Origin of the sequence: Nocardia cyriacigeorgica (assembly GCF_010858045.1) — a bacterium.
Taxonomy (GTDB): Bacteria; Actinomycetota; Actinomycetes; order Mycobacteriales; family Mycobacteriaceae; genus Nocardia; species Nocardia cyriacigeorgica_E.
Genome location: NZ_JAAGVC010000058.1, coordinates 1 through 21,983, shown reverse-complemented (window position 1 = coordinate 21,983; position 21,983 = coordinate 1). Strand labels below are relative to the sequence as shown.

At 68.7% G+C, this 21,983-nt stretch carries 19 protein-coding genes and 1 pseudogene; 7 read left to right on the top strand and 13 right to left on the bottom strand.

The features are described 5' to 3' along the window. From GV790_RS27235 to GV790_RS27225, 3 genes are all read right to left on the bottom strand, one after another. The coding region (locus GV790_RS27235; RefSeq protein WP_256673554.1) for a VWA domain-containing protein at nt 1–1,115 on the bottom strand (1,115 nt) is incomplete at its 3' end. A gap of 136 nt (nt 1,116–1,251) precedes the next feature. After that, entirely contained in the window at nt 1,252–2,145 is an 894-nt protein-coding gene (locus GV790_RS27230) for an AAA family ATPase (protein WP_163817409.1), read from the bottom strand. A gap of 39 nt (nt 2,146–2,184) precedes the next feature. Beyond that, complete coding sequence (locus tag GV790_RS27225) at nt 2,185–3,159, bottom strand: GlxA family transcriptional regulator (protein WP_163817407.1); 975 nt, start codon at nt 3,157–3,159, stop codon at nt 2,185–2,187. A 159-nt stretch (nt 3,160–3,318) separates the two neighbouring features. Between GV790_RS27225 and GV790_RS27220 the strand changes: the two genes are divergently transcribed. Continuing rightward, the gene (locus tag GV790_RS27220; RefSeq protein WP_163817405.1) at nt 3,319–3,750 is read left to right on the top strand and encodes a VOC family protein; all 432 of its coding nucleotides are present in this window, start codon (nt 3,319–3,321) and stop codon (nt 3,748–3,750) included. Beyond that, on the top strand, nt 3,750–4,502 hold the full coding sequence (locus GV790_RS27215) for a hypothetical protein (RefSeq protein WP_163817403.1): 753 nt from the start codon (nt 3,750–3,752) through the stop codon (nt 4,500–4,502). The genes GV790_RS27220 and GV790_RS27215 overlap by 1 nt, the downstream gene beginning before the upstream one ends. On the opposite strand, the gene GV790_RS27210 is transcribed toward GV790_RS27215, so the two are convergent. Then, nucleotides 4,432–5,793, bottom strand: a complete 1,362-nt coding sequence (locus tag GV790_RS27210) for a DUF2252 domain-containing protein (protein WP_163817401.1) — start codon at nt 5,791–5,793, stop codon at nt 4,432–4,434. The genes GV790_RS27215 and GV790_RS27210 overlap by 71 nt on opposite strands. 384 nt (nt 5,794–6,177) lie before the next feature. Between GV790_RS27210 and GV790_RS27205 the strand changes: the two genes are divergently transcribed. Beyond that, a complete protein-coding gene (locus GV790_RS27205; protein ID WP_163817399.1) occupies nt 6,178–6,498 on the top strand; it encodes a hypothetical protein in 321 nt (106 codons plus the stop codon). A 95-nt stretch (nt 6,499–6,593) separates the two neighbouring features. Beyond that, nucleotides 6,594–7,016 (top strand): PPOX class F420-dependent oxidoreductase, encoded by a 423-nt coding sequence (locus GV790_RS27200; RefSeq protein WP_163817397.1) that lies wholly within the window; start codon nt 6,594–6,596, stop codon nt 7,014–7,016. A 63-nt stretch (nt 7,017–7,079) separates the two neighbouring features. Here GV790_RS27200 and ilvC read toward each other — a convergent pair whose 3' ends face one another. The 3 genes from ilvC to GV790_RS27185 all read right to left on the bottom strand — a co-directional run bounded on the left by ilvC (nt 7,080) and on the right by GV790_RS27185 (nt 10,613). Next, nucleotides 7,080–8,081, bottom strand: coding sequence for a ketol-acid reductoisomerase (ilvC, locus tag GV790_RS27195; protein ID WP_174343942.1), 1,002 nt, complete (start codon nt 8,079–8,081; stop codon nt 7,080–7,082). Nucleotides 8,082–8,145: 64 nt separating this feature from the next. Continuing rightward, nucleotides 8,146–8,649, bottom strand: a complete 504-nt coding sequence (ilvN, locus tag GV790_RS27190) for an acetolactate synthase small subunit (RefSeq protein WP_014352179.1) — start codon at nt 8,647–8,649, stop codon at nt 8,146–8,148. Continuing rightward, complete coding sequence (locus GV790_RS27185) at nt 8,646–10,613, bottom strand: acetolactate synthase large subunit (protein WP_163817395.1); 1,968 nt, start codon at nt 10,611–10,613, stop codon at nt 8,646–8,648. The genes ilvN and GV790_RS27185 overlap by 4 nt, the downstream gene beginning before the upstream one ends. Nucleotides 10,614–10,945: 332 nt before the next feature. On the opposite strand from GV790_RS27185, the gene GV790_RS27180 reads away from it, so the two are divergent. Both GV790_RS27180 and ilvD read left to right on the top strand, forming a co-directional pair. After that, a complete protein-coding gene (locus GV790_RS27180) occupies nt 10,946–11,560 on the top strand; it encodes a PH domain-containing protein (RefSeq protein ID WP_194991970.1) in 615 nt (204 codons plus the stop codon). 161 nt (nt 11,561–11,721) lie between these two features. Then, nucleotides 11,722–13,563, top strand: coding sequence for a dihydroxy-acid dehydratase (ilvD, locus tag GV790_RS27175; RefSeq protein WP_163817393.1), 1,842 nt, complete (start codon nt 11,722–11,724; stop codon nt 13,561–13,563). Between the two features lie 200 nt (nt 13,564–13,763). Here ilvD and GV790_RS27170 read toward each other — a convergent pair whose 3' ends face one another. Next, complete coding sequence (locus GV790_RS27170; protein ID WP_163817391.1) at nt 13,764–14,669, bottom strand: DoxX family protein; 906 nt, start codon at nt 14,667–14,669, stop codon at nt 13,764–13,766. Between the two features lie 133 nt (nt 14,670–14,802). On the opposite strand from GV790_RS27170, the gene GV790_RS27165 reads away from it, so the two are divergent. Next, nucleotides 14,803–15,915 carry a PQQ-dependent sugar dehydrogenase gene (locus GV790_RS27165; RefSeq protein ID WP_163817389.1) on the top strand — a complete coding sequence of 371 codons (1,113 nt, stop codon included), beginning with the start codon at nt 14,803–14,805 and terminating at the stop codon, nt 15,913–15,915. A gap of 123 nt (nt 15,916–16,038) precedes the next feature. Here the strand turns inward: GV790_RS27165 and gatB are convergent, their stop codons facing one another. From gatB to GV790_RS27140, 5 genes and pseudogenes are all read right to left on the bottom strand, one after another. Continuing rightward, a complete protein-coding gene (gene gatB, locus GV790_RS27160; protein ID WP_163817387.1) occupies nt 16,039–17,547 on the bottom strand; it encodes an Asp-tRNA(Asn)/Glu-tRNA(Gln) amidotransferase subunit GatB in 1,509 nt (502 codons plus the stop codon). 65 nt (nt 17,548–17,612) lie between these two features. Further along, nucleotides 17,613–19,010 carry an alpha/beta hydrolase family protein gene (locus GV790_RS27155; RefSeq protein WP_175586016.1) on the bottom strand — a complete coding sequence of 466 codons (1,398 nt, stop codon included), beginning with the start codon at nt 19,008–19,010 and terminating at the stop codon, nt 17,613–17,615. 72 nt (nt 19,011–19,082) lie between these two features. Further along, nucleotides 19,083–20,117 carry an ATP-dependent 6-phosphofructokinase gene (locus tag GV790_RS27150; protein ID WP_104359124.1) on the bottom strand — a complete coding sequence of 345 codons (1,035 nt, stop codon included), beginning with the start codon at nt 20,115–20,117 and terminating at the stop codon, nt 19,083–19,085. Between the two features lie 76 nt (nt 20,118–20,193). Further along, nucleotides 20,194–21,096 (bottom strand): hypothetical protein, encoded by a 903-nt coding sequence (locus GV790_RS27145; RefSeq protein ID WP_178128404.1) that lies wholly within the window; start codon nt 21,094–21,096, stop codon nt 20,194–20,196. A 212-nt stretch (nt 21,097–21,308) separates the two neighbouring features. After that, nucleotides 21,309–21,983: pseudogene (locus GV790_RS27140) on the bottom strand (hypothetical protein); the annotation flags it as partial.

The window sequence follows — 21,983 nt, the reverse complement described above, 5'->3', positions numbered from 1 at the left end:
GCCGCGCTGTCGCACATGTATCTCGCGCTGTCGCTGGTGCAATCGGTGAGTCCGGCGCAGGTGTCGATGAAGCCGAAGCTGCGGACGCGGCTGAACTGGTCTTGCAGGGCGGCGACCAGCAGGAGGGTGAATTCGGCGAAACCGGTGACGGAGCCGGAGAGGTCGGCCAGGACGACGAGGTCGGGGCGGCCGTGTTTGCGGGCGCGGAGGACGGGGGTGACGGGGACGCCGCCGGTGGACATGGAGGCGCGCAGAGTGCGGCGCAGGTCGATCTGGCCGCGGACGGCTTTGCGGCGGCGGGCGGCCAGGCGGGTGGCGAGTTTGCGGGCCAGCGGGTGGACGAGGCGGCGCATCTCGGCGAGGTCCTGTTCACGGGCGCCGAGGAAATCGATGCGGTCGCTGCTGGATTCGACGCCGCGGCGGGCGATGTAGTCGGTGCCGCGCAGTTCGGCGGAACGGATGCGGGCCTCGGTTTGCAGGGCGGTGCGGAAGGCGCGCAGGCGGCGGTCGGCTTCGATGGTGTGCACGGCGGTGTCGAATTCGCTGGTGGAGGCGCCCATTCGGGCGACGATGCGTTCGGCGAGGTCGTCGGGCTGCAGTGCCTTCAGGGTCAGGTACGACGACCAACCCGCGCCGGAGGCGGTGGTCACGACGCCCGATGCGCCCGCGCCCTGTCCCCCGCTGCCGTAGCCGCCGAGTTCGGTGAGGGCGCGGCGAGCGAGTTCGGGTGTGGCGTCGGGGTTGTCGGCGAGAGTGGTGACCAGTTCGTCGCGCAAGGTCGCGATGGCGTCGGAATTCGGTTCGCGCACTTGACCGTACCCGCCGCGACCGAGGAAGTAGAGGTCGAAGAGCTGATCGAAGACCGCGCGCTGACCGTTGCGGCGCAGCAGGGTGGCGGCGAGGGCGGAGCGGAGGCGGTCGGTGTTGTCGGTGCCGAGCGCGACAATCGCTTCGGCGGCATCGATGGTTTCGCTGGGGCCGGCGTTGATGCCGTGTTCGCGGAGCAGCGTGACGAACGCCACGAGGCGGTCGGTCATCGATTCGTGGCGCGATCCGGCCTCGAGGTGGGCGGGTCGTGACGGCGTCACCTGTCGCCCCCATTCGGGGCTGCCCATACCCGAGATCCCCCGGTGCGGTTTCGGCGGTAAGGGCGTGGCCGGGAAGGGCGCGTAGGCGCTTCCGATAGGCGCCCGCTCGGTGCACCGAACCGGGCGGCGCCGTGACCCGGGGCCGCGCCTCGCGCCCTGCGAGTCAGCCGCACGCCGACTCCGCTGCCGCGTCTGCCCCATCCAGCTCGAGCCGCTCCACCGCGACCTGATGGTCGGACCGATGTTTCAACAGCACACCGAGCGTGGAGCGCACCACTCCACCCGTGAGTCGCCGAGTCCCCAGCGCGACGAGAGTTCGTGCCCAGTCGACGGTTTCGGCGACCGACGGCGCCTTGCGCAGCGGGAGCTGACGGAGCGCGCCGACGGTGCGCACGATCGGTTCGGCCAAGGCCGCATCGAGTTCGGGCACGCGCAGCCGGACGATGGCGCGTTCCAGCTCGGCGGTCGGATAGTCGATGTGCAGGTACAGGCAGCGTCGCTTCAACGCCTCCGATAGCTCGCGGTTGGCGTTGGAGGTCAGGATGACGAACGGTTTGCGGACGGCGCGGATGGTGCCGAGTTCGGGGATGCTGACCTGATAGTCGCCGAGCACCTCGAGCAGCAGCCCTTCGAGTTCGACATCGGCCTTGTCGAGTTCGTCGATGAGCAGCACGGTGGGCTCGGGGTTGCGGATGGCGGCCAGCAGTGGGCGCGAGAGCAGGAACTCTTCGGTGAAGACGTGCTCGCGGGTACTGTCCCAGCCCTCGCCCTCGGTGGCGGTGATGCGCAGCAGCTGCTTGGCGTGGTTCCACTCGTAGAGGGCGCGCGCTTCGTCGATGCCCTCGTAGCACTGCAACCGGATCAGCTCGGCCGCGGCGGTGACGGCGAGGGCCTTGGCCAGTTCGGTCTTGCCGACGCCGGCGGGGCCTTCGATGAGCAGCGGTTTGCCCAGATGGCCCGCCAGGAACACGGCGGTGGCGATATCGGTGGACGGCAGATAACCGGCGTCGGTGAGCCTGCGGGTCACCTCGTCCACCGAGGCAAAGAAGTTACTCATCGGTAGACAGTGTAAAACGCATCGGTCGCCGGCCTCGCTTCACCATGCGAGCGGCGAGGACCGCAGCTCGGCGATCGTCACGCCGCGGCGGCGTTTCACCAATCCCCGCAGGGTTCCCGCGTTCAGATAGCCGACCCGCGCCGCGACGGCGTCCAGCGTCAGATCAGTGGTGCGCAGCAGCTGCGCGGCACGCTCCAAACGGATGTCGTTGACGAAGTCGCGTGGTGACATGCCGAGTTCGGCCTGGGTGGCGCGCTGCAGGCTGCGCTCGGTGACGCCGATCGCCTGCGCGGCGGTGGAGATCAGGAACTGGTCGGCCAGATGGTCGCGCACCCAGCGTTCGAAGGCCGCGGTCACCGAATTGCCGCGGGCGACGATTTCGGGAAGCACGAAGTCGCTCTGCCTGCGCCCGTTGCCCGCGATCAGATATCGGCTGGTGAGTTCGGCCAGCGCCGGACTCACCGATTGCACCAGCGACAGCGCGAGATACATGTGCGACAGCGCGGCGCCCGCCGTGCTGACCCGCGGGCCACGACACAGGATCCGGCTCTCGTCGAGCGCGATCTGCGGGTAGCGGCGGCGGAACGTGGGGCCGAGCCACCAGCTGGTGGTGGCCGCGGATCCGTCGAGGACACCGGCCTCGGCCAGGAAGAAGGTCCCCGAGCAGGCGCCGGCCACATGTGTGCCGTTCTCGTGGACCTGCCGGATCCGATCCAGCACGGGCTTGCTGCGGGCCGAGGTCACCAGATCGACCAACGGCTCGGGATCGAGCACCTGCACCGCGGGCACGATCATCATGTCGGGTTCGGGCGTGCCGTCGACCAGTGGTGTGGTGGCGATGGTGTGCCCATGCCCGGAGGTGACGCTCTCGCCGAAGGACATGGTGCGCACCCGCCACGGCGCGGGTGGTGTGTCGAGCTGGTCGCGGGCCGCGTTGGCGGTGTTGAAGGTCTCCTGCAGTGCCGCCAGACCGAAGTCGGCCACACCATCCATCACGAACACCCCGACATCCATGTCGGGAATAGTACTGAACATGTCGTTTCCGACACTCGGTAATGGCGGACGGGCCGCATAGTGTCAGTTCAGTTCCAGTGACGGCCCGCACAGTTTCGGCCCCCTCACCCCCGGCAGCCCCCAGCCGTCGTCCGCCGATCGACACCCTCGGAGTCCCGCATGTCGCTTGCCACCAGCCTCGTCCACCACATCCGGTTGACGGTCACCGATCTCGAACGTTCGCGTGAGTTCTACGAGGACGTGCTCGGCTTCGAAGTGGCGGCCGAATCGCCCGGCAACCCGGCCGATCCACTCGTGCGCGCCGACCCGTTCCAGCTCTACGGCGGCGTGGTGTTCCAGACCCCCGGCGGGATGCTGCTCGGACTGCGGCCGGTGGCCGACCCGGACGATCGCTTCGATTCCGAACGCGTCGGTCTCGACCATCTCAGCTTCACCGTCGATTCCCGCGACGATCTACTGAAGGCCATCGCCCGCTTCGACGAGGCGGGCGTGGCACACGGCGACATCGTCGAGATGGATCAATTCGGTATCGCGATCCTCGGCTTCAACGATCCCGACGGTATCCACCTCGAACTGACCGCGGGGATCTGATGGGCGTACGGACCCGCACCTGTACCGAGGTCGACCTACCGCCGTTTGCCCAGCTCTGGGCCAGATGGGCGGCGATGTCGGCTGCCTTCGCCGCCGCCGGATCGCAGTGGGGGCCGCGAATGTTGCCGTCCCTGGCATGGTTCGAGAGCTCCGGCAACAGCGGCTCGACGCTGTACGCGCTGCCCGGCGGCCGTGCGGTGCTCTCCGGCGGCGTGTGGACCTCGGACGCGCTGCGATTCGACGACGACGCACCACCGCCGGTGCATCCGGAGCCGCCGGACTGGGCCGTCGACCCGATGCTGAACCCACACGCCGACACCGGGCTCACCGCGTTCTGCTACTGGTGGGATGCCGGACGCTGGTATCGCGCCGACTCCCCCTCGGTGGCGCAGGCGGCCTCGGCACTGCCCGGCCTGTGGACCACCGACTCGGTCGCCGAGCTCATCACCTGCCTGGCGACCGGCCGCCCCAACGACGAACAACGCGCGCACGCGATCACTCTGATCTGTGCCGCCGAGATCGGCGCGGTGAGCCATGACACGGTGGCAAATGTGTTCGCCGACAACGATTTGTTCGATCTGGACGCGGCCATGGATCAGTTCGAGATGGCGGGACTCACCGCGCGTCAGACCGCTACCCGCGCGGCCACGCAGTGCCTGCGCGGTCCGGCCACGCCACGGTTCAGTACGGGTTCGCCGCAGCTTCGACGCGTCCGGATTCGATGGCCTCGACCAGCGCTCGGTGATCGCTGACGGTCTGATCGGCGTAAGCGAGGGCGAACTCGGCCATGGCCCGGTCGAACGAATCGCCGGACCCGAGATAGCCGGCGATGGCGATGCGGTCGCCCGAGCGGGCATGGGCCCTGGCGAGGGTGTGCCCGCACAGCGCGGCGTACTGGCGCAGGCCGGCCGGTGACATGGTGTCGATCTCGGCGGAGCCCTTCATATCGCGCAACTGCCGCCAGTAGAAGTGGCGGCCCTGCGGTCCGGCGATCCAGCCGAGGAAGATATCGCTCGCGGACTGCATCAATCGCTGCCCGTGCACCACGCGGTGGCCGTGATTGCGGAACACGCTCGGCGTCAGATGCGGCGCGAGCACCGATTCCTCGGCCTCCTTCACCTGCAGAAACAGCGGGCCGCCGGTGTCGCGGTCGATGAGCAGCACCACGAAACAGCGGGTGCCGACGCTGCCGACGCCCACCACCTTGCGCGCGAAATCCACGATCCGGTACCGGTTCACCAGCACCCGGCGTTCCTCGGGCAGCGAGCGGCGATAGGCGGCGAAGACCTCCTCGACGGCGTCGGCATCGGCGACGGCGACCGGTGTGAGCAGTGGCGGTTGCTGCCGGATGCGCAGGCGACCGTCGGGACCGAGCTCGGTGAGTTTGTGCAGCGCCTGCAGGCTGGTGCGGCGGCGGGCGGCATCCAGGGTCTTCTCGACGTTCTTGCGGCGCTTCGGTTTACGGACCAGATCGACCAGGGTGTCGGCGTCGACCTGCTCGTACCAGACGTCGAGGGAGTCACGCCCGGCCAGCCGTCGCATGCCGTCGCGGTAGGCCGCCGCCGCGGTGCGCGCCGATGCGGCCGCCTCGTCATCGGTGCAGCCGTTGGCGCGTGCGGCGACCGCGATGCTGGCCGCCAGACGTTTCACATCCCATTCGAAGGGACCGGGCAGTGTCTCGTCGAAATCGTTGAGGTCGAAGACCAGCGACCGTTCCGGTGAGGCGAAGACACCGAAGTTGGACAGGTGCGCGTCGCCGCACAGTTGCACCGTCAGGCCGGTGTTCGGGGTGGCCGCCAGGTCGGCCGCCATGATCGCCGGAGCGCCGCGCAGGAAGGGGAAGTGCCCGGCCGCCATCCGCGCGTAGCGGATGGGCACCAGCTCGGGAACGCGGGTGGCCGCCTGCCGTTCCAGGATGGCGATCGGGTCGCGTTCCGGGGCGAGCCGCAACTGGCCGAGCGCCGAACGCGGCAGCTGCGCGCGCACCGCGCGACCAGCGTGCTCGCGCTCCGACGCCGGAGTGTCGGCGACCGTATTCGTCATCCACACAGTCTCGCCCGCGGCCGAGAACAGTACAACGACGCGGCGAAATCCGGTGTGTCCCCTATTGCCCCCGACCCGATCGGCGTGCCCGCATGGGTGGGGTCTCATCCATTCGAATGATCCTCGGTCCGAACCTGTCCGCACCCGTGACCTTTGCCGCGAATTGCGGAAGAGTAGGGGGTGTGTCACCGCTGCTCGACCGATTCGCCCCGACCACGTCGGCCGGCCGGGATCCGGTGTCGCCCGAGTGCCCGTCCGGCACGGCAGGCGTGTTCCCGCACCGCTCGCACAGCCCGCGAGGCCACCGCTACGCCCGGACCAGCGCTCGAATCACGGCGAGGGCTGCGATCGGCTGATCCGCAGCATGCTGGAAAGGATAAGAAGGTGTTCTCGACAACCACATCAACCGCGTTTCGCCGGACGGCGGCGCGCGTCGCCGTCGCCGGTGCGATAACAGTGTTTCCGCTGACGGCCGTCGCGGTTCCGGCCGCTGCCGATCCGGCGTCGGCACCGCCCGGTATCACTCAGGTCGATCGCCCAGGCCATGGCGATTGGGACCGGTGGGACCACGACAAGAACAAGAAATGGGATCACGACAAGAAGTGGGACCGTGACTGGGACCGCAACTGGGATCGTGGTCACGGGCACGACCCGCTCTGGTGGCTGCTGCGCCATATCATTCCGCGCGGATTCGGCAGCTTCTGAGCGACCGCGGGCGGGAAAGGCGAGCACGACCGGTCGGGGTCCCGCCCGCATCACTCCTTGACCTCAACCTTCGTCGAGGTCCTACGTTCGATGTCATGGCAATTCTCACCGACGTCGAACGCGCGTATCTGCACACCGTGCGGCTGTGCCGGCTGTCCACCGTCAGCCCGGACGGCCAGCCGATGACGGTTCCGCTCGGCTTCCGCCTCAACGACGACGACACCATCGATATCGGCGGACCGAACCATGCGAACACCCGGCGCTACCGCAATGTGCTCGTCAACCCGAAGGTGAGCGTGCTGTTCGACGACCTCACTCCCGATCGGCCCGGCGAACTCGTCCCTGGCAAGGGCCGCGGCGTCGAAATCCGCGGTATCGCCGAAACGCTCACCGTGGAGGTACCGCCGGTGGTGCCGGAGTGGTTCTCCCATGACGTCATCCGCATCCACCCGCGCCGGGTGCACAGCTGGCATATCGACCCGGCCGATCCGAGCGGCCGCGCCCGCACCGTCGCCTGAGGCGTACACGCGAAAGGGCCCGTCCGCCACCGGCGAACGGGCCCTTTTCTCGCGTACGGAAACTTACGCGGTTTCGGTGATCGGGCGATCGACCCAGCTCATCAGACCACGCAGCTTGGCGCCGGTGACCTCGATCGGGTGCTCGGCGTTCTGCTTGCGCAGCGCCTCGAGCTCCTTGTTGCCGCCCTCGACATTGGCGACCAGACGCTTGACGAAGGTGCCGTCCTGGATGTCCTTGAGGATGTCCTGCATCCGCTTCTTGGTGTCGGCGTCGATGACCCGCGGGCCCGACAGGTAGCCACCGAACTCGGCGGTGTCGGAGACCGAGTAGTTCATCCGGGCGATGCCGCCCTCGTACATCAGGTCGACGATCAGCTTGAGCTCGTGCAGCACCTCGAAGTAGGCCATCTCCGGCGCGTAACCGGCCTCGACCATGACCTCGAAACCGGTCTTGACCAGTTCCTCGGTGCCACCGCAGAGCACGGCCTGCTCACCGAACAGGTCGGTCTCGGTCTCTTCCTTGAAGGTGGTCTTGATGACGCCCGCGCGGGTGCCGCCGATGGCCTTGGCGTAGGACAGCGCCAGGGCCTGGCCCTCACCCTTCGGGTCCTGATCGACCGCGATCAGCGCCGGAACGCCCTTGCCGTCGACGAACTGACGACGCACCAGGTGGCCCGGGCCCTTCGGCGCCACCATGCCGATGGTGACGTTGGCCGGCGGCTTGATCAGGCCGAAGTGGATGTTGAGGCCGTGGCCGAAGAACAGCGCGTCGCCATCCTTCAGGTTCGGCTCGATGTCATTGGTGAAGATCGACGCCTGCGCGGTGTCGGGGGCCAGCACCATGATCACGTCGGCCCACGCGGAAACCTCGGCGGGGGTGCCGACGGTCAGCCCGGCCTCCTCGGCCTTCGGCCGCGACTTCGAGCCCTCGGCGAGGCCGACGCGGACCTCGACACCCGAGTCGCGCAGGCTCAGCGAGTGCGCGTGGCCCTGGCTGCCGTAACCGATCACCGCGACCTTGCGGCCCTGGATGATCGACAGATCGGCATCGTCGTCGTAGAACATCTCGACTGCCACTATTGGGTTCCCTTCTCGATTTCTAGGAGTTAGAAAAGACTGATTCGGCTGCTCAGCGGGTCGCGGTGATCGACTTCGGCCCGCGGCCGACCGCCACCACACCGGACTGCACGATCTCACGGATGCCGTACGGTTCCAGCATCCGCAGCAGCGCGTCGAGCTTGGACCGGGTTCCGGTCGCCTCGACGGTGAGCGCGTCCGGTGACACGTCGATGACCTTCGCCCGGAAGAGCGTAACGGCCTCGATCACCTGGGTGCGCACGCTGGCGTCGGCGCGCACCTTCACCAGGATCAGCTCGCGGGCCACCGAGGCCTCGGCGTCCTGCTCGACGATCTTGATGACGTTGACCAGCTTGTTGAGCTGCTTGGTCACCTGCTCGAGCGGCAGATCCTCGACGGTGACGACGATCGTCATCCGGGAGATGTCGGGAACCTCGGTGCCGCCGACCGCCAGCGATTCGATGTTGAAGCCGCGGCGAGAGAACAGGCTCGCCACTCGCGCCAGCACGCCCGGCTTGTCCTCGACGAGGACGCTGAGGGTGTGGGTGCTGCTCATTCTTGGTTCCCCTCGCTGGTCTGTGCGGTGGTGTCGGCGGGACGGCCGGCCTGCGTCCGGTCATGCGACAGCGCCTCGTGGATGACGGCGGGCTCGGCGGCGGTCTCGTCCTCGTCGAACAGCGGACGGATGCCGCGCGCGGCCATGATCTCGTCGTTGCTGGTGCCCGCGGCGACCATCGGCCACACCTGGGCGTCCTTGCCGACGATGAAGTCGATGACGACCGGGCGGTCGTTGATCGACTGCGCCTCCCGGATCGCGGCCTCGACGTCTTCTTCCTTCTCCACCCGGATGCCGTGGCAGCCGAGCGCTTCGGCCAGCTTGACGAAATCGGGGATGCGCAGGGTGTGCGTGCCGAGATCGGTGTTGGAGTAGCGCTCCTCGTAGAACAGGGTCTGCCACTGGCGGACCATGCCGAGGTTGCCGTTGTTGATCAGCGCGACCTTGATCGGCACGCCCTCCACCGCGCAGGTGGCCAGCTCCTGGTTGGTCATCTGGAAGCAGCCGTCACCGTCGACCGCCCAGACCTCCTTCTCCGGCGCGCCCATCTTGGCGCCCATGGCGGCCGGGACGGCGTAGCCCATGGTGCCGAGACCGCCGGAATTGAGCCAGGTGCGCGGCTTCTCGTACTTGATGAACTGGGCGGCCCACATCTGGTGCTGGCCGACGCCCGCGCAGTAGATCGCATCCGGTCCGGCCAGGCGGCCGAGCGCGTCGATGACGAACTCCGGCGACAACGAGCCGTCGCTCGGCGCGGTCCAGCCGAGCGGGTAGGCGTCGCGGATGCCGTCGAGGTAGGTCCACCATTCGGTCAGCTCGAACGGCATGGTCTGGGCCGGATCGGACTTCAGGGTCTCGATCAGCTCGATGATCACCTCGCGGCAATCACCGACGATCGGGACATCGGCGTGCCGGTTCTTCCCGATCTCGGCGGGGTCGATATCGGCGTGGATGACCTTGGCGCCGGGCGCGAAGGAGTCCAGCTGACCAGTGACGCGGTCGTCGAACCGGGCACCGAGAGTGATCAGCAGGTCCGACTTCTGCAGCGCCGCCACCGCGGCCACCGAACCGTGCATGCCGGGCATGCCGCAGTGCAGGCGGTGGCTGTCGGGGAACGCGCCGCGCGCCATCAGCGTGGTCACCACCGGAATGCCGGTCAGTTCGGCCAGCTCCAGCAGCTCGGCCGAGGCGTCGGCCTTGATCACGCCGCCGCCGACGTAGAGCACCGGCGCCTTGGCCTCGGCGATCAGCCGGGCGGCCTCACGCACCTGCTTGCCGTGCGGCTTGGTGACCGGGCGGTAGCCGGGCAGCCGCATCTCCGGCGGCCAGCTGAAGGTGGTCTGCGCCTGTAGCACGTCCTTCGGGATGTCGACCAGCACCGCGCCCGGACGGCCGCTCGAGGCCAGGTAGAACGCCTCGGCGATCATGCGCGGGATGTCGGCGCCGTCGGTGATCAGGAAGTTGTGCTTGGTGATCGGCATGGTGATGCCGGAGATGTCGGCTTCCTGGAAGGCATCGGTACCGATGAGTCCGCGGCCGACCTGACCGGTGATCGCGACGATCGGCACCGAGTCCATCTGGGCGTCGGCGATCGGGGTGACCAGGTTGGTGGCGCCGGGACCCGAGGTCGCCATGCAGACACCGACCTTGCCGGTGGCCTGGGCGTACCCGGTGGCGGCGTGACCGGCACCCTGCTCGTGGCGCACCAGGACGTGCCGCACCCGGGTGGAATCGAACAGCGGGTCGTAGACGGGCAGGATTGCGCCGCCGGGAATGCCGAATACGGTGTCGACGCCGAGCTCCTCGAGCGAGCGAACGACCGACTGCGCGCCGGTGACCCGCTCGGGCGGGAGCTGGCGGCGGTTGGCCGTGGTCGTCGCGGGAGTACCGGCAGCTGCCGGCTGGTTCGCCGAAGGCGCTGGCCTGCGGGCCGAGGGCCCGGGCCGGGCGGTTGGTGCGCTCACCGTCTTGGTTCCTTACCTCTTGTCGTTATGACCCCGGGCGAGCCGCGAGTGGCGGTGCCTGCCCGTCCGGACAGCGGTCATGGTCCGAACACAAAAAAGCCCCCGACAGCCCATGGCTGTTCGAGGGTGGCGCGTCGCAGTGCGAGCTGACGTATCAGGTAGTCGGGCTCAACGCTGGACGCGCCGGCCGATTACGAGCAACTCGTTTCGATTCACGCGCATGACGGTATTTGTGCGTGAGGTGAAGAGTCAAACTGCTTGCCTACGCCGTCCCATTATGTGGGACGACAGTGGGTGCTCGAGTCCGTCCACCATGATGCGAGGATGGTGGTGTGTCATCACCGCATCAGTCCGTGCCACCGGCTAAATCGTCCCACACGTCCGACGCGGCGCCGGATACGGGTGGTCAGGCGAGCGAGGGCACACCGGCCCGTGTCATCCGCATCACACGACTGAACTTCATCGGCGTATTGGTGCTGGTGCTGTGCGTGTTCTTCCCGTTCGTCGGCTGGCCCGCCGCGCTGTGGTGGCTGTTCGCGCTGCCGATCGCGGTGTCGGTGTGGATTCTGCGCACCCAGACCACCGTCTCCGGGGCGGGACTTGATCTGCGCACGGTCTTCGGATCCCGCCACATCGACTGGGCGCAGGTGCGCGGCATCCGCATTCCCAAGCGTGGCTATGTCCGGGTCCACCTCGACGACGACAGCGAGGTAAAACTACCGGCGGTAAGCTACGACCGATTGCGCGAACTGGTGGACGCTTCGGGTGGACGAATCCCCGACCCGTTCGCCGGACCCGCGGAACCGATCGCATCGGCGGACGCCGACACCACCGGCACCACCGAGCCCCCTTCGGGCGCCGACCCGACCACGGGCGGCGACACACCGACCCCCAGCGAGGCCGATACCGCGGCCGCACGCGACACCGACACCGCCCCGGGTAGCTGATCCCCGCTCCCCCACCGGCACACAGCCCGTGCCGGGTGCGGGAGTAACGTCGAGGAAACGCCGAGCAGTGCGCCGGCCGGACCGCCGGGCACCCCCGGCCGGACCGCCGAGCCGCTCAGCGTCGTCGCACATCAGCCCCCGCGACCCGACCGAGGACATCCATGCCACCGCTTCGTTCACGAACCACCACCATCGGCCGCAATGCCGCCGGCGCCCGCGCCCTGTGGCGGGCCACCGGTATGACCGACTCCGATTTCGGCAAGCCGATCGTCGCCATCGCCAACTCCTACACCCAGTTCGTGCCAGGGCACGTGCACCTCAAGGACGTCGGCGAGATCGTCGCCGACGCGGTGCGCGCCGCGGGTGGTGTGCCGCGCGAGTTCCACACCATCGCCGTCGACGACGGCATCGCGATGGGACACGGCGGCATGCTGTACTCGCTGCCCAGCCGCGAGATCATCGCCGACTCGGTGGAATACATGGTGAACGCACACACCGCCGATGCGCTGGTGTGCATCTCCAACTGCGACAAGATCACCCCCGGCATGCTCAACGCGGCCATGCGGCTCAACATCCCCGCGGTGTTCGTCTCCGGCGGCCCGATGGAGGCCGGTAAGGCCGTCGTGGTCGGCGGTGTCGCGCAGGCGCCGACCGACCTGGTCACCGCGATCTCGGCCAGCGCGAACTCGGCGGTCAGCGACGAAGGGCTCGACGAGGTCGAGCGCAGCGCCTGCCCGACTTGTGGTTCGTGCTCTGGCATGTTCACCGCGAACTCGATGAACTGCCTCACCGAAGCGCTCGGACTCGCGCTGCCGGGCAACGGGTCGACCCTGGCCACCCATGCCGCGCGCCGCGCGCTGTTCGAGAAGGCGGGCAAGGTGATCATCGACATCGCCACCCGCTGGTACCGCGACGACGATGCCTCGGTGCTGCCGCGCAATGTGGCCAATGCCAAGGCCTTCCGCAATGCGATGGCCCTCGACGTCGCGATGGGTGGTTCCACCAACACGGTGCTGCACACCCTTGCCGCCGCGCAGGAGGGTGAGATCGACTTCGACCTGAACACGATCGAGGAGATCAGCCGCAAGGTGCCGACCCTGTCGAAGGTGGCGCCGAACTCCGATTACCACATGGAAGACGTGCACCGCGCGGGCGGCATCCCGGCGCTGCTCGGCGAGCTGCGGCGGGCGAACCTGCTGGAAACCGATGTCACCACGGTGCACACCGCGAGCTTCGACGAATGGCTCGACACCTGGGACATCCGCTCCGGCAAGGCTTCCGAGGAGGCCATCGAACTGTTCCACGCCGCACCGGGCGGGGTCCGCACCACCGAGCCGTTCTCCACCGACAACCGCTGGTCCTCGCTCGACACCGACGCCGCCAACGGCTGCATCCGCGACCTCGAGCACGCCTATACCGCCGAGGGCGGACTGGTCGTGCTGCGCGGCAATATCGCCCCCGACGGCGCGATCCTCAAGACCGCCGGCATCGACGAGGAGCTGTTCACCTTCCAGGGCCCGGCCGTGGTGGTCGAATCCCAGGAGGAGGCCGTGTCGGTGATCCTGGCCAAGAAGATCAAGCCCGGCGATGTGATCGTGGTGCGCTACGAGGGCCCGGCCGGCGGTCCAGGCATGCAGGAGATGCTGCACCCCACCGCCTTCCTCAAGGGCTCCGGGCTCGGCAAGGAGTGCGCGCTGATCACCGACGGCCGGTTCTCCGGCGGCACCTCGGGCCTGTCGATCGGCCACATCTCCCCCGAGGCGGCCAGTGGTGGCGTCATCGGTCTGGTGGAGGACGGCGATCAGATCCGCATCGACGTCGCCAGCCGCACCCTCGAGGTGCTGGTCGACGACGCCGTGCTGGCCGAACGGCGCGCCAAGATGGAGGCGCGGGAACGGCCGTGGCAGCCGGTGAACCGCGACCGTCCGGTGACGACGGCGCTGCGCGCATACGCGGCCATGGCGACCTCGGCCGACAAGGGTGCCGTGCGGCACGTCAAGTAGGACACGAGAGAGAGGCGCTCCTCCCAAACGAGGAGCGCCTACTCGTTTTCGAACGTGACAACTGATTTCGCACGGTCCGGGTAACTCGCCGGGTACGCCCAGAATTCAGCCGACCACACAACCGCCGGCCCGCAACGGCACGCCGAACGGCACTCACGACCGGCAAGAATCGCGGAGAGGCGGATCGGAGGCGGATCAGATCAGACGATGCCGACCAAGGGGTTGCCGCCGTGCAGGTACCACCAGGCACCCGCGGCCGCGGCGATCGCGAGCAGCAGCACCACGAACGAGCCCCAGGCCGGGCGGGTGGCCCAGCCGCGGCTGCGGTCCAGCGCCCAGCGGCCGGGACCGGTGAGGATGATGACCGCGGCGGTGCCGGCGAGGATCGTCTCCAGCTCGACGGCTCCGGTGCCCTGCGTGTACTGGAAGTCGGGGTGCATGCCCTGCTTCCAGGCCCAGGCGTCGAGGATGACGGCCAGCACCGCGCCCGCGGCCAGTGGAGTGGCCAGGCCGAGGATGAGCAGGATGCCGCCGCCGACCTCACCGGCGATGAGCATCGCGGCCGAAAGCGACGGATGGTCCCAGCCGCCCTTCTCCATCATCTGGCGGGTGCCGTCGATGCCTGGGCCGTCGAACCAGCCCGCGAGCTTCTGCATGCCGTGGTAGAGGAAGGTGCCACCGACGACCAACCGCAGCAGGAACAGGCCGAGATCGAGGGTGCCGCGCCGGTTGTCGCCGTTGCGGCGGCGCACCCGGTTGGCCGTGGCACCGGTGGGCGGCGCGGCGGCGGGCGGGATACTGGCGTAGGCGTAGGTGGCGTCCGGATCGGCGCTCTTCGCGTCCGCGTCGGAGCCCGCCGCGGCCGCGGCGGAGTCCTTTCCGGTCGGAGCGCCCGCGCCGGCGGCGTCGACCTCCGGGTCGAGCCCCAGCTCCTCTTCGGTGCGCGGGATCTGCTTGGTCATCTTCGGACGCTCGTCGCCCACCGCGGGAAACTCGCCGGTCGGTGAATCGTAGGGGCTGCCGACGCCGCCCTCCGACGATGACACCGCCCGCTGCTCCGCCGTGCTCGCAGCGGATTCGGGCTCGTCTTTCGACTTGTCGCTCACCCGTTCAGCCTAAGCCGCGAGGGCCCGGCGGTTAACCCTCTTGGACGACGGCGTGTCCGGTGACCTGTTTCGGCCACACCGGGTGGGCACCCGCGACAGGCGCGCGGTCCGAGGTTTCCGTTACGTTTGGGGTATGAAGTCGGTTGGCGCGAGGCGCTTGGTGGTGGGGGCAGTGCTCGGCTCGATGCTGCTGGGTGGCTGCGCGCGGTTCGATGATTCCGCGTCCAGTCCGTTCACGCCCGAGCCGACGCTGCACGGCGCGAATATCGAGCCGAAGAAGCCCGATCAGCCGCCGACCTCGACCACCCGCCCGAGCGGGCCGTGCATCGACCCCGATCCGGCGGTGGTGGCGACCTGCCTGGACACCACCGGCGGCCTGGTCTCGCTCGGCGGGTCCGCGCTGGTCACCGAACGGCGCACCGGACGGATCATGAAGGTGGTGCCCGAGCAGCCGCCGGTGGAGATCGCGCGCGTCGACGTCGACGGTTCCGGTGACGGCGGACTCACCGATCTCGCGCTCTCGCCCACCTACGGCGAGGACGGCCTGCTCTACGCCTACATCACCACCCCGAGCGATAACCGGGTGGTGCGGATCGCCCAGGGCGGCGGCCCGCCGAAGCCGGTGCTGACCGGAATCCCGAAGGGCGCCACCGGTAATCGCGGCGCCATCGAATTCACCGGGCCGGATCGGCTACTGGTACTCACCGGCGACGCGGGCAATCCCGGCGCGGCCGCGGCGCAATCGTCGCTGGCGGGCAAGCTGCTGCGGGTGAATTCACCGAGCCCCAACGGTTCGGCGTCGCCGGAGGTGGTGATCTCCGGGATCGGCACCGCCGGCGATATCTGCCTCGACAGCACCCAGGGCGTCTGGATCACCGACCGCACCGCGACCGAGGACCGGTTGCAGCGACTGGCACCCGACGGTGCCGTCAGCACGGCCTGGACCTGGCCGGATCGTCCCGGCGTCGCGGGCTGCACGGCGGCCGCCGACGGCGTGGCGATCGCACTGACCGGGGCGAAGGCGCTGGCGCTGGCCGTCACCGATCCGGACACCCACGCGGTGACCGCGGCACCCACCCTGGTGGCGCAGGACAAGTACGGCCAGCTCAGCGGTGCGGCCTCCGGCGGCGACGGCACCATCTGGGTGTCCACGGTCAACAAGAACGAGGGCGGCACGCCGGGACCATTCGACGATCGGGTGGTACGGATTCCGCCGCCCGCCGCCGGCGGAGGTGGGCCGGACTGATCCCGGGCCGACAATCCGGTCACGGCGCGCCCGCGTCGTGACCGGATGCCGCGCAGCCGCCGGAGCCGAAACATGAACTCCCGCCCGCGCATCAGCGCGGGCGGGAGTTCGCTGTCCGGCGGCTCAGGCGCCGCAGGCGGCCAGCACCAGTTCGCGGACGCGGGCCGCGTCGGCCTGACCGCGGGTGGCCTTCATGACGTCGCCGACGATCTTGCCCGCGGCCTGCACTTTGCCGGAGCGGATTTTGTCGGCGATATCGGGGTTGGCGGCCAACGCCTTGTCGACCTCGGCTTGCAGGGCGCCCTCATCGCTGACCATGCCGAGGCCCTTGGCCTCAACAATCTGCGCCGGATCGCCCTCACCGGCCAGCACGAAGTCGACGACCTGCTTGGCGACCTTGTTGTTCACCGTCTTGGCCTCGACCAGCTTGATCACCTCGGCCACCTGGGCGGGCGTGATCGGCAGATCCTCCAGCGCGACCTCGCGCTCCTTGGCCTTCTCGGTCAGATAGGCCACCCACCAGGAGCGCGCCTCGTTGGCCGGTGCGCCCGCGTCGACGGTGGCGATGATCAGATCGAGAGCGCCCGCGTTCACCAGATCGCGCATCACCTCGTCCGACAGTCCCCACTCGGACTGGATGCGGGCCCGGCGCAGCCACGGGTATTCCGGAATCGTGGTGCGCAACTGCTCGATCCACTCGGCGTCCGGGGCGACCGGGCGCAGGTCCGGTTCGGGGAAGTAGCGGTAGTCCTCGGCGGTCTCCTTGCGGCGCCCGGGCGAGGTGGAGCCGTCGGCCTCGTGGAAATGCCTGGTCTCCTGCACGATCGAACCGCCGGAGGCCAGCACCGCCGCCTGACGGCGCATCTCGTAGCGGACGGCCACCTCCACGCTGCGCAGCGAGTTGACATTCTTGGTCTCGGTACGGGTGCCGAATTCGGTGGCGCCGACCGGCATCAGCGAGACGTTGGCGTCGCAGCGCAGCGAACCCTGCTCCATCTTGACGTCGGACACGTGCAACGACTTCAGCAGATCGCGCAGCGCCGTCACGTACGCGCGCGCCACCTCCGGTGCCCGCTCCCCCGCGCCGGTGATCGGCTTGGTGACGATCTCGATCAGCGGCACACCGGCACGGTTGTAATCGAGCAGCGAATGGCTGGCGCCGTGGATGCGGCCGGTGGCGCCGCCGATGTGCACCGACTTGCCGGTGTCTTCTTCCATGTGCGCGCGCTCGATGTCGACGCGGAAGGTGCTGCCATCGTCGAGCACCACATCCAGGTGCCCTTCGGTGGCGATGGGCTCGTCGTACTGGCTGATCTGGTAGTTCTTCGGCTGATCCGGGTAGAAGTAGTTCTTGCGCGCGAATCGGCCCCACGGGGTGATCGAACAGTTGAGCGCCAGGCCGATGCGGATGGCCGATTCGACGGCCTTCTCGTTCACCACCGGCAGCGATCCGGGCAGGCCGAGGCACACCGGGCACACCTGGGTATTCGGTTCGGCGCCGAACTCGGTGGGGCACCCGCAGAACATCTTGGTCGCGGTGGACAGCTCGACGTGAACCTCCATGCCGAGCACCGGCTCGTACCGGGTCACGACATCGGCGTAATCCATCAGTTCGACGGTAGGTGCGCTCATGGCGAACAGTCTATGTAAGGGCTACCGGCGGGCGTGCCGACGGTCCGCGCATACTCGGCGCGCGGCTAATTCGCCGGCATTCGCTGGGTGAGCCAGTCCTTCACGTAGTCGAGCACCTCGGGCGCGATGGTGATCTCGATGGTCGAATACTCGCTGGGCAATCCACTTCCGGCGGGCTGCATCAGGTGGTTGAGCCCGGGGAAGGTGTGCACGGTGGCATCCGGGTCGCCTGCGAGCAGATCGCGCATCGGCTGTTCGTTCTGGCTCGGCAGGACCTGCAGATCCTGCTCGCCGAAGAAGGCGAGCACCGGCACCCGCAGCGCCGACAGCGCGGGGGCCGGGTCGTAGCTCATGAACGAGGTCATCGACGGGGTGAGCAGGGCGTCGATCTGTTCGTCGGTCATCCGCTGGCCTTCCGGCAGCGTCTGGTTGTGCTCGCGCGCCACCTGCCGGGCCTTGTCGAGATCGCCTGCCCGCATCGCGTCGGCCAGCGCGGTGATGTAGCCGACCTGCGCGGCGGTCTCCTCCGGGGACGCGCCGCCGGCGGCGAACAGCGCGCGGTTCTGTTCGATCAGCACATCCCCGCCCGGGACGGCGGGCCCGGCCATCAGGATCGCGAACGCCACCCCGCTGTCGGGTTTCGATGCGACCAGCGGGGCCAGGTAGCCGCCCTCGCTGTGCCCGAACAGGCCGACGCGCGCCGGGTCGATATCGTCGCGGGTGCGCAGGTAATCCACCCCGGCCGCGGCATCGCCCGCCAGATCGTCATAGGTGGCCTGATCGAGATCGCCGCTGGTGCCGCCGACGCCGCGGTCATCGGTGCGCAGTACCGCGTACCCGGCGCGGGTGAGCGTATCGGCGAGCAGCAGAAACGGCTTGTGCCCGAACAGTTCTTCATTGCGATCCTGCGGGCCACTGCCGGTCAGCATCAGCACGGCCGGGAACGGGCCGTCACCTTCGGGTTTGGTCAGCGTGCCGGCGATGGTGATGTCGCCGTTCGGGTAGCTGACGTCCTCGGATACGTACGGGAACGGCGGTTTCGGTTCCTGCGGGCGAGCCGCGGGCGTCAGCGCGCCGGGCCGCATGACCAGCGGGAATGTCTGCCCGGACTGGGTGAAATCGCCGGTGATCTGCCCGGCGCCGGTGTCGAGGCGGCCATGGAAGGCGGGATCGCCTGGTATGTCGGGAATGGTGAACTCCACCCGATCCGGTTCCGCGACGACATCGTCGAGCGACACATCCGCTACGCCCTGCGACGGAATGTCGATGGTGGCACTGTCGGCGGACAGGAAGTCCACCCCGATCTCGAGGGGCTGGCCGGGGACGTCGATCTTGCCGTGCCAGTCACCGCGTACCGGGTTCTCCGTCGCCGATCCGGAATCGGACCCGTCGTCGGAGCACCCGGCCAGCACCATCGCGGCCACCATCGACAGCACCAGTACCGCCACTCGTCGCGCACGCATGATCTTCACAGTACTGATCGCGCACGCGTTTCCGCGGAAGCCGCACAGCGATGCCGCACCGAGGCGGACCGCTCAGCCGAAGAACGCCTCGGCTTCCCGATACCGCTCGGCCGGGACCCGTTTGAGCTGTTTGGTCGCCTCCGACAATGGCACCAGGCCGATCTCGGTGCCCCGCAACGCGACCATCTGCCCGAAATGCCCGGCATGCACGGCCTCGGCGGCATGCAGTCCGAAACGGGTGGCCAGCACCCTGTCGTACGGGGTCGGGCTGCCGCCGCGCTGCACGTGCCCGAGCACCGTGGTGCGAACCTCTTTGCCGATCCGGCGCTCGATCTCCACGCCGAGCTGCTGAGCGACGCCGGTGAACCGCTCGTGCCCGAACTCGTCGACACCGCCCTCACGCAGGGTGAATCCGGAATCGGGCGCGGGATGCGACCCTTCGGCCACCACACAGATGAAATGCTTGTCACCACGCTGGAAACGGCGCTTGATCATCGCGCACACCTGCTGGACATCGAAGGGAACCTCGGGCACCAGGGTGAGGTGAGCGCCCGCCGCCATGCCCGCGTGGATCGCGATCCAGCCCGCGTGCCTGCCCATGACCTCGACCAGCATGACCCGCTGATGCGATTCAGCGGTGGTGTGCAACCGGTCGATCGCCTCGGTGGCGATGGCCAGCGCGGTGTCGTGGCCGAATGTGACGTCGGTGCAGTCGATGTCGTTGTCGATGGTTTTGGGCACGCCGACGACCGGCACACCTTCATCGGACAGCCAGCTGGCCGCGGTGAGGGTGCCTTCACCGCCGATCGGGATGAGGGCCTCGATGCCGTTGTCGTCGAGGGTCTGCTGGATCCGGCCGAGCCCGTCGCGCAGCACGTCGGGATTGGTGCGTGCGGTGCCGAGCATGGTGCCGCCCTTGTTGAGCAGCCGGTCGGTTCGGTCGTCGTTCAAGATCTGGATCTTGCGATCCTCGAGTAGGCCGCGCCAGCCGTCCTGGAAACCGACGATCGCGTCACCGTAACGCCCGTTCGCGGTGCGTACGACGGCGCGGATCACAGCATTCAGCCCTGGGCAGTCTCCGCCTCCGGTCAAGACTCCGATGCGCATGGCCGCTATCTTGCCTCGCATCGGGCTCCGATGGAGCCCCGCCCCCGTGAACGATGAGTAACAGTGACCGCGGGACTCAGGAGGGGCACTTCCCGCCGCTGAGTTCGCGCAGATGCTGCGAAATCAACGTCGCCATCTTGTTGAGCATGGTCATCCCGTCGGAGAAGTTGCCCGACGCGGGCTGGGCGGCGAACGCGACCGCGATCTGCCCGCCCGCCGCCGGGACGAGGCCGAATTGGCGCACCAGATAGGCACCTTCGGAATCGGGTCCCCAGCCGCCCTTGAAGTCGGCGGCCGCGAACACCGAACCCAGCCCCCACTGGTGATTCGGAATGATCTGCCCCATCAAGGCGACGACCTCGGCCGAGTCCGGCAGGCACGGCAGCCGCGAAGCGAAACGCACCTGATCGGCCAGCGCCCATTCGGCCTGGCCGAAAGCCGAGAATTCCGACCTGGCCTTGGTGGCGGGAACGGTGGTCACCGCGTCACCGCCCTCGCGCAACACCGATTGCACCGCCTGCGCCGCCTCCTGCGGGGTACCGAGCGACTGCCACAGCGCGTCGGCGGCGGAGTTGTCGGAAGCGGTGATGGCCGCGGTCGTCGAATACGACGGGCTGCCCTGGCTCTTGCGCAGCGCGGCAATGGCCAAGGGCACCTTCATCGTCGACCAGGCCGGGCCGGTGGTCCAATCACCGAAGGTCACCAGCTTTTCCCCGCCGACCGGCATGATCGCCAGGCCGAGCCGCCCCTGCTGGCTCTTGCTCAGCTCGGCGATATCGGCGGCCAGCGTCCCGGGGACGACGATCGAGAGGCCCTCGTGCTCGGCCTTGGCCGCCGCCTCGGTGACACTCGGCATCGCCGGTGTCGCGGGCTCGGCCTCGCTGCCGCACGACACCACCACTAGCGCCGTCAGCACGGCGACGACCACGGCCGCCCGCCGTCGGATCTCAGGGAAGCGTCCCGCGTGTTCAGTTGGCATGTTTCGACACATTCTGGTTGCGATCTCCCCCCGGTCTCGGTGTCGGTGCAGCATCCGGAAACCGTACTTGTTCGGCGCCCGGACCGCCTGTTGCGGTGCTGCGGCAACGGCCCGGGGCGCCGAGAATACCCGATCGCTCGCGACCGAACCCGGTTACGCACAACCGATCTCGACGACTCGCCTATTGGACAATCGACCGGATTCGCCTGACCTCAGTACACGTACACCACAGCGTTGTCCCCGCCGGTGCAAGTGACGAGCCGATCCTGCTCGGAACAGCTCATGGTGTAGGTCCGGCCGGTGATGGGGCTGGCGGCGACAACCGAAGCGGGCGCGCTACCGCGCCCCCCGCCGGCCGCCGCGGCGTAGGCCTTGCGGACCTCCTCGGCGAACTCGCAGCTGGTCACCTGAGTACCGACCGCGGCGTTGGCGAAGGCGACCGTCGCCGGTGGACCGCACGGGCGGGCACCCGGTGGCAACGCGATCGGCGTCGGCCGGGCCGATGTTGTCGAGGTCCTGGCCGAACCCGTGGTGCCGCCGGTGCGGGCGGCGGCCGAGGTGGGCGCGGCGGTGGTCTGTGCGGTGGTCGACTCGGCGTCATCGGAGCCGAACATCTGCAAGCCGACCACGGCGCCGATGGCGATGACGGCGACCACCAGCACACCGATCACGATGGGCAGCACCACCGAACGGCGACGCCCCTGTGGCGCATAAGGGTCGTGCGCGTAGGGGTCATGCGCATATGGGTCGGGCTGGTATCCGGCGGGTGGGTGCCCGCCGGGCGGATAGCCACCGCGATCGGCGCCGTACTCCTCGCCGTATCCGCCGGCCCGCGGGTCGGGGGCGCCGTAACCGGCCGGCTGGGGATATCCCGGTGACGAGCCATA